This is a genomic window from Streptomyces sp. NPDC057543 (assembly GCF_042801895.1).
Lineage (GTDB): Bacteria > Actinomycetota > Actinomycetes > Streptomycetales > Streptomycetaceae > Streptomyces.
The window spans coordinates 1-7,543 of record NZ_JBHVFF010000357.1 but is presented as its reverse complement, the minus strand read 5'-3'; the positions used below and the strand labels follow the sequence as shown (position 1 = coordinate 7,543).

The following is a 7,543-nucleotide window of genomic DNA, read 5'->3' as shown; positions in this document are numbered from 1 at the left end:
GGCATGCCCGGGCCGGCTCAGCCGTAGTGGATGTCCCAGACGACGTGAGGCAGCGGAGTCCCGGTGTTCTCGATGCGCGGGACGATCTTCCGGCCAGTGGCTGTGGCGACCGGAGCGCCGTGGACCAGGGCGTCCAGGACCGAGTCGAAAAGGTGGGACAAACTGTCCCAACGCTTCACTCCTTCCAGGCCGATGGACGGGTCCAGCTCCAGGACGGCGCCGAAACCGGGGCCCTCCCGGTGGTCGACCACGAGTTGGCCGCCGGTGTGGTTCAACGCCACCGGCAGCCAGCGCACGTCCGCCATCACACCGACGACGAACTCGGCCTCGTCCTCCTCCAGGGCCCGGGCGACCTCCTGCTCCATGTCCCGCAGCCCGTCGCACATGCCGACCGCACCCAGGAGAGGGAAGTCGGTGGGCACGAAGGCACCCGCGGCAGAGGCGCGGTCGAGGGCCGAACCGTCGTGCAGGGCCAGCCAGGACCGGACGTCCGGATGCAGCTCGAATCGGTTCCCTGTCGCAGCAGCGATCAGCCTGGGGTCGGCGGGCGCGGCGAGTTGCCGGAAGTCGCCCGGGGCGTGCTCCTCCAGCCACCGGTCGAGGCGGGCCACGGTCCGGGCCAGTTCCACGGGGTACATCCCTTCGTCGAGTGGGGGGATCCTGCGCGGCTCCGCCCGGGTCGTGTGCGCCACATGACCGTGCCGTACGACCGGCAGCCCGGCCGACAACAGGATTCCCTCAAGTACCGCGGCCTCGGGGGATACTCCGCGACGGTGAGGACGTCCCGAACGGAACCGATGCCATTGCCCTCCCTTCGACAGAATAGGTCAAGGCTCGCGGCGCCGACCGGCTCCGGCGAGTAACCTCCGGACAGCAACAGGTACCCCTGACCGGGCTCGCAACGGAAGACCTCCTCGCCGACGCGCGCATACGCGAACCCCGGCCGGGCCGACGAGGGCGGTGGGGGTGCCGACGGCGGATCAGCGAAGCGATCTCACCGGACTTCGGCGCCATCGAAACCACGGGCGCGTTGCAGCTCGTTGATCTACTGACCCGCCTCGGACACCCAGGCACCCATGCGGGACAGGGACCGCATGGGGCTCCGAGGGGGATGCGGCGTCCCTTCTCATGAGGGACGCCGGACGCCGATCGACCGACACCGGCGTTGCGGCAGGTAGAAACGTTCCTGCCTGTGAAAGATTGGTGGGGCGGGTGGGACTCGAACCCACGGCCGACGGATTATGAGTCCGCTGCTCTAACCGGCTGAGCTACCGCCCCTTATCGGCGTGGCGCGTACAAGTGTGCGCGCCGTCTGCCGCAGCATAGCCGGTCATACGATCTCTCGCTGCGGATGGTCGGCCACACATGACCATGAAGACCGTGCCGCGCCCTGCCCGGTTCCGGACGGTGCGAAGCGGACGCGAAAGATTTACCCGAACCCCACACGCACCACGTCGCGCACCCCTGTGCCGGAGGGCCGCGGGCACGCGAAAAAGGACCCCGTAGGGCCCTCTTTCGTACCGCTCCCCCGACTGGACTCGAACCAGTAACCCTCCGGTTAACAGCCGAATGCTCTGCCAATTGAGCTACAGGGGATCGCGCTCCCCCGACTGGACTCGAACCAGTAACCTGCCGGTTAACAGCCGGCTGCTCTGCCAATTGAGCTACAGGGGATTGCTGCGTTTGCACCGGACTCCACCTACCTGGCTGCTGCCGGGCGGCGGGCGTTCGCTGCGACACATACATTAGCGCAAGCAGGGGGGTGCTTCGCCAATCGGTATCGCCCGGGGTGATCTCGGGTGCCCGCGGGTAGGCGGGCAGCACACGTCGCACTGAGCAAGGAAGGGTGGCAGCCATGCGGTACCGGCTCACGTTCATCGCCGGACTGGCCCTCGGATACGTGATCGGCACGCGGGCCGGGCGCGAGCGCTACGAGCAGATGAAGAAGTCCGCACGTCAGTTCGCCCAGAATCCGGCCGTGCGCAATACCGCCGAGTCCGCGGCGCGCAGCGGCCGCGATCTGGCCGACAAGGCCTGTCACGCGGTCGGCGAGAAGGTCGGCGAGAAGGTGCCCGCCTCGGTGGCCGACCGGGTGCGCTCGCTGCGGGACCGCAGATGGAACGGCCAGAACGGCGAGGACGACTGGGGCACCACCAACACGTAGCCGGACGGGCCGGCCGCCCGCTGCCGCACCACCGGTACGGAAACGCTCCGGCTGTGCGGCAGAATCTTGGGCATGGGCATAGTCGCCGGCTTGGACAGTTCTTCCGCGTTCACGCACATCGTCGTCTGCGATACGGACACCGGTGCCGTGCTGCGCCGGGGATACGCCGCACACCCCGTCGAGGCGAAGGCCACCGAGGTCGACCCGCAGGCGTGGCTGCTCTCACTCGGTGAGGCCGCCGACGGCGGGCTGCTCGAAGGTGTGCAGGCCATCGGGGTCTCCGCGCAGCAGCACGGCCTGGTGCCGCTGGACCACCAGGGCAATCTCGTACGTCCGGCGCTGCTCGGCAATGACAAGCGTGCGCAGGTCGCCGCGGCCGATCTGGTCGAGGGGCTCGGTGGGCGGCAGGCCTGGGCCGAGGCGGTCGGGGCGGTGCCGCAGGCCGCGCAGCCGGTGTCGAAACTGCGCTGGCTGGCCCGGACGGAGCCGGAGGCGGCCCGGCGCGTGGCCTCGGTGCTGCAGCCGCACGACTGGCTGGTGTGGCAGCTGCTGGGGCGTCCGTCCCGGCGGACCACCGACCGGGGCGCGGCGTCCGGCACCGGCTACTGGTCGGCGGGCAGCGGTTCCTACCGGCCCGATCTGGTGGAGCTCGCGCTGGGGCACCAGGCCGCGTTGCCCGAGGTGCTCGGCCCCTCCGACACGGCCGGGACGACGCCCGAGGGGCTGCTGATCTCCGCGGGGACCGGCGAGACGATGGCGGCGGCGTTCGGGCTGGGGGTCGGGGTCGGCGACGCGGTGGTGTCGCTGGGCGCGTCGGGTTCGGTCATGGCGGTGCACCACGAGGCGCTGTCGGATCCCAGAGGGATGATCACCTCGTTCGCCGACGCGACGGGCATGCATCTGCCGGTGGTGTACACGTCGAACGCGGTACGCGCGTTGCGCGGGACCGCCGAGATGCTGGGCACGGAGGGGCTGGAGGAGCTGTCCGCGCTGGCGCTGAAGTCGACGCCGGGCGCCTCCGGACTCGTACTCCTGCCGTATCTGGAGGGCGAGCGCACCCCGCATCTGCCGCACACGGCGGGGACGCTGTGCGGGCTGCGGCGCGAGTCGATGAAGCCGGAGCATCTGGCCCGGGCGGCGTTCGAGGGGATGCTGTGCTCGCTGGCCGACGCGCTCGATGTGCTGCGCGGCCGCGGGGTCGAGGTGCGGCGGGTGTTCCTGCTGGGCGCGGCGGCCGAACTGCCCGCCGTGCAGGGGCTCGCGCCCGCGCTGTTCGGTACGCAGGTGGTCGTGCCGCAGCCCGCCGAGTACGCCGCGCTGGGCGCGGCCCGGCAGGCTGCCTGGGCGCTTGGGGTCTCACAGGGGACGGCGGATCCGCTCACTCCCCCGGCCTGGCAGGGCGCCGCGGCGCAGGTGCTGGAGCCGGGCGAGGAGCTGGCGGTCGGGCAGGCGGTCCGCCAGCAGTACGTGGCGACGCGGGACCAGATCCATCCGGGGGCGTTCGACTCCGCGCCCTGAGGCGCACACCCTGCGTGACATGACCGGGTACACCTGTCGAAATCGATCTTCCGCATGTGTACTCGGTCTTTTTTTTGACCTGGTCTTGAAGAAAATCGTTCGCGGTCGCCCTCGGGGGTACCGGAAAATGGGTCGACTCCCGACCTCTGCCGACTCCGAGAGACACGCGTGCTCATAAAACTCCTGCGGGCCTATCTCGGTCCGTACAAGAAACCCATCCTGCTGCTGGTCCTTCTCCAACTCCTGCAGACCTGCGCCAGCCTGTACCTGCCCACCCTGAACGCCGACATCATCGACAACGGTGTCGTCAAGGGGGACACGGGCTACATCCTGGAGTTCGGCGGCATCATGATCGCCGTCAGCATCGGCCAGGTGGTCTGCAACATGGGGGCCGTCTTCTACGGCGCCCGCACCGCGTCCGCCCTCGGCCGTGACGTCCGGGCGTCGATCTTCGACCGGGTGCAGTCGTTCTCCGCACGTGAGGTCGGGCGGTTCGGCGCGCCGTCGCTGATCACGCGTACGACCAATGACGTCCAGCAGGTCCAGATGCTGGTGCTGATGACGTTCACCCTGATGGTTTCGGCGCCGATCATGTGCGTCGGCGGCATCATCATGGCGCTCGGCCAGGACGTCCCGCTGTCGGCGGTGCTGCTCGCGGTGGTGCCGGTGCTCGGCATCGCGGTGAGCCTGATCGTCAAGCGGATGCGGCCGCTGTTCCGCACCATGCAGGAGCGGGTCGACACAGTGAACCGGGTGCTGCGTGAGCAGATCACCGGCAACCGCGTCATCCGCGCCTTCGTCCGCGACCGTTACGAGGAGGAGCGCTTCCGCGGTGCCAACAACGAGCTGACCGATGTGGCGCTGTCCACGGGCCGGCTGATGGCACTGATGTTCCCGACCGTGATGACGGTCGTGAACGTGTCCTCGATCGCCGTGGTCTGGTTCGGTGCCCACCGCATCGACAGCGGCGGCATGGAGATCGGCGCGCTGACCGCGTTCCTCGCCTATCTGATGCAGATCGTCATGTCGGTGATGATGGCCACCTTCATGTTCATGATGGTGCCGCGCGCCGAGGTCTGTGCCGAACGCATCCAGGAGGTCCTGGAGACCGAGTCGAGCGTGATTCCACCCGTCAAGCCGGTGCGCGAGTTGCGCGCCCACGGTCATCTGGAGGTCCGCGGGGCGGACTTCCGCTACCCGGGCGCCGAGGAGCCGGTGCTGCGGTCGGTGGATCTGGTGGCCCGCCCCGGCGAGACCACCGCGATCATCGGATCGACGGGCAGCGGGAAATCGACGCTGCTCGGGCTCGTACCGCGGCTGTTCGACGTGACGGACGGCCAGGTGCTGGTCGACGGCACGGACGTACGGACGCTGGAGCCGACGCTGCTGGCGAAGACCGTGAGCCTCGTGCCGCAGAAGCCGTACCTGTTCTCCGGGACGGTCGCGACGAATCTGCGGTACGGGAACCCGGACGCCACCGACGAGGAGCTCTGGCACGCGCTGGAGGTCGCGCAGGCCAAGGAGTTCGTCGAGGCGCTGGAGCACGGCCTGAACGCGCCGATCGCGCAGGGCGGCACCAATGTCTCCGGCGGACAGCGGCAGCGGCTGGCGATCGCCAGGACGCTGGTGCAGCGGCCGGAGATCTACCTCTTCGACGACTCGTTCTCCGCGCTCGACTACGCGACCGACGCCGCGCTGCGCGGGGCACTCGCGCAGGAGACGGCCGAGGCGACCGTGGTGATCGTGGCGCAGCGGGTGTCCACCATCCGCGACGCCGACCGGATCCTGGTACTGGACGAGGGCCGGGTCGTCGGCTCCGGTACCCATCACGAACTGATGGACGGCAATGAAACGTACCGGGAGATCGTGCTCTCCCAGCTGACGGAAGCGGAGGCCGCGTAATGGCCGGTCCTGGCGGACGCATGATGGCGGGCGGGGCGCCGACCGACCGGTCCATGGACTTCAAGGGGTCCTCGAAACGGTTGCTGAAGCGCTTCGCTTCGGAGAAGGCCTCGCTGTACGTGATGCTGGCGGCCTGCGTGCTGAGCGTCGGGCTGTCGGTGGTCGGGCCGAAGATCCTCGGCAGGGCGACCGACCTGGTGTTCGCCGGGGTCGTCGGCCGGCAGATGCCCGACGGCACGACGAAGGAGCAGGCCGTGGAGGGCCTGCGCAAGGCCAACAGCGGCCTCGCCGACATGCTTTCCGGGGTGGACTTCGTCCCCGGTCACGGCATCGACTTCGGCGCGGTGGGCGACGTGCTGCTGGCGGCGCTGGCGGTATATGTCGGTGCCGGGCTGCTCATGCTGGTGGCCACCCGGCTGTCGATCCGGATCATCAACCGGGTCGTGTTCCAGCTGCGTGAGGACATCCAGACGAAGCTGTCGCGGCTGCCGCTGTCGTACTTCGACCAGGCCAAGCGCGGCGAAGTGCTCAGCCGGGCGACGAACGACATCGACAACATCTCCCAGACGATGCAGCAGACGATGGGGCAGCTCATCAACTCCCTGCTCACCATCATCGGCGTGCTGGTCATGATGTTCTGGGTCTCGCCGCTGCTGGCGCTGGTCGCACTGGTGACGGTGCCGCTGTCGGTCGTCGTGGCCGCGAAGGTCGGCAAGCGGTCGCAGCCGCAGTTCGTGCAGCAGTGGAAGGTGACGGGCAAGCTCAACGCCCACATCGAGGAGATGTACACCGGGCACACCCTGGTGAAGGTCTTCGGGCGGCAGGAGGAGTCCGCACGGGACTTCGCCGAGCAGAACGAGGCACTGTACGAGGCGGGCTTCAAAGCGCAGTTCAACAGCGGGATCATGCAGCCGCTGATGATGTTCGTCTCCAACCTGAACTATGTGCTGATCGCCGTCGTCGGTGGTCTGCGGGTCGCTTCGGGTTCGCTGTCGATCGGTGACGTGCAGGCGTTCATCCAGTACTCGCGGCAGTTCTCGATGCCGCTGACCCAGGTCGCCTCGATGGCGAACCTGGTGCAGTCGGGTGTCGCGTCGGCCGAGCGCATCTTCGAGCTGCTGGACGCCGAGGAGCAGGGCGCCGACCCCGCGCCCGGCACGAGCGAGCGACCGAAGGAGCTGCGGGGCAGCGTCTCGCTGGAGAAGGTCTCGTTCCGTTACGACCCGGAGAAGCCGCTCATCGAGGACCTCTCGCTGAACGTCGAGCCGGGCCACACGGTCGCGATCGTCGGCCCGACCGGCGCGGGCAAGACCACGCTCGTCAATCTCCTGATGCGGTTCTACGAGGTGACGGGCGGACGGATCACCCTCGACGGGGTCGACGTGGCGAAGATGTCGCGCGACGACCTGCGGTCGGGAATCGGCATGGTCCTCCAGGACACCTGGCTGTTCGGCGGGTCGATAGCGGAGAACATCGCGTACGGCGCTTCGCGCGAGGTCACCCGGGAAGAGATCGAGGAGGCCGCGAGGGCCGCCCACGCCGACCGCTTCGTCCGCACCCTGCCGGACGGTTACGACACGGTGATCGACGACGAGGGCTCCGGCGTCAGCGCGGGCGAGAAGCAGCTGATCACCATCGCGCGGGCGTTCCTGTCCGACCCGGTGATCCTGGTGCTCGACGAGGCGACCAGCTCCGTCGACACCCGTACCGAGGTGCTGATCCAGAAGGCTATGGCGCGCCTGGCGCACGGCCGTACGAGCTTCGTGATCGCGCACCGGCTCTCCACCATCCGGGATGCCGACGTCATCCTGGTGATGGAGAACGGCTCGATCGTCGAACAGGGAACGCACGACGAGCTGTTGGCTGCCGAGGGGGCGTACGCCCGGCTGTATTCGGCGCAGTTCGCGCAGGCGGTCGCCGAAGTCGACTAGCGGGAACGGCCGGAATCGTGACGGGGCC

General features: G+C 68.8%; 5 protein-coding genes and 3 tRNA genes. 4 read left to right on the top strand and 4 right to left on the bottom strand.

All coding sequences use genetic code 11. The features are described from left to right. Positions 1–17: 17 nt before the first annotated feature. From ACFU8Q_RS36830 to ACFU8Q_RS36815, 4 genes are all read right to left on the bottom strand, one after another. Positions 18–629, bottom strand: coding sequence for a hypothetical protein (locus ACFU8Q_RS36830; protein ID WP_384463108.1), 612 nt, complete (start codon positions 627–629; stop codon positions 18–20). 572 nt (positions 630–1,201) lie between these two features. Further along, positions 1,202–1,278, bottom strand: a tRNA-Ile gene (locus ACFU8Q_RS36825). A 245-nt stretch (positions 1,279–1,523) separates the two neighbouring features. After that, positions 1,524–1,596 (bottom strand) — tRNA-Asn (locus ACFU8Q_RS36820). 5 nt (positions 1,597–1,601) lie between these two features. After that, positions 1,602–1,674: transfer RNA gene (locus ACFU8Q_RS36815), tRNA-Asn, on the bottom strand. Positions 1,675–1,855: 181 nt separating this feature from the next. On the opposite strand from ACFU8Q_RS36815, the gene ACFU8Q_RS36810 reads away from it, so the two are divergent. The 4 genes from ACFU8Q_RS36810 to ACFU8Q_RS36795 all read left to right on the top strand — a co-directional run bounded on the left by ACFU8Q_RS36810 (position 1,856) and on the right by ACFU8Q_RS36795 (position 7,515). After that, positions 1,856–2,164 carry a YtxH domain-containing protein gene (locus tag ACFU8Q_RS36810; protein ID WP_384463105.1) on the top strand — a complete coding sequence of 103 codons (309 nt, stop codon included), beginning with the start codon at positions 1,856–1,858 and terminating at the stop codon, positions 2,162–2,164. A gap of 72 nt (positions 2,165–2,236) precedes the next feature. Beyond that, positions 2,237–3,682 carry an FGGY family carbohydrate kinase gene (locus ACFU8Q_RS36805; protein WP_384463102.1) on the top strand — a complete coding sequence of 482 codons (1,446 nt, stop codon included), beginning with the start codon at positions 2,237–2,239 and terminating at the stop codon, positions 3,680–3,682. A gap of 168 nt (positions 3,683–3,850) precedes the next feature. Next, positions 3,851–5,584, top strand: a complete 1,734-nt coding sequence (locus ACFU8Q_RS36800) for an ABC transporter ATP-binding protein (protein WP_384463099.1) — start codon at positions 3,851–3,853, stop codon at positions 5,582–5,584. Further along, complete coding sequence (locus tag ACFU8Q_RS36795) at positions 5,584–7,515, top strand: ABC transporter ATP-binding protein (protein WP_384463096.1); 1,932 nt, start codon at positions 5,584–5,586, stop codon at positions 7,513–7,515. Before ACFU8Q_RS36800 ends, ACFU8Q_RS36795 begins: the two co-directional genes overlap by 1 nt. Positions 7,516–7,543 lie beyond the last annotated feature (28 nt).

What these genes read in the sequence shown, in the direction of transcription:
- ACFU8Q_RS36805 (WP_384463102.1), top strand. Translation starts at nt 2,237, where the DNA reads ATGGGCATAGTCGCCGGCTTGGACAGTTCTTCCGCGTTCACGCACATC.
- ACFU8Q_RS36810 (WP_384463105.1), top strand. Translation starts at nt 1,856, where the DNA reads ATGCGGTACCGGCTCACGTTCATCGCCGGACTGGCCCTCGGATACGTG.
- ACFU8Q_RS36795 (WP_384463096.1), top strand. Translation starts at nt 5,584, where the DNA reads ATGGCCGGTCCTGGCGGACGCATGATGGCGGGCGGGGCGCCGACCGAC.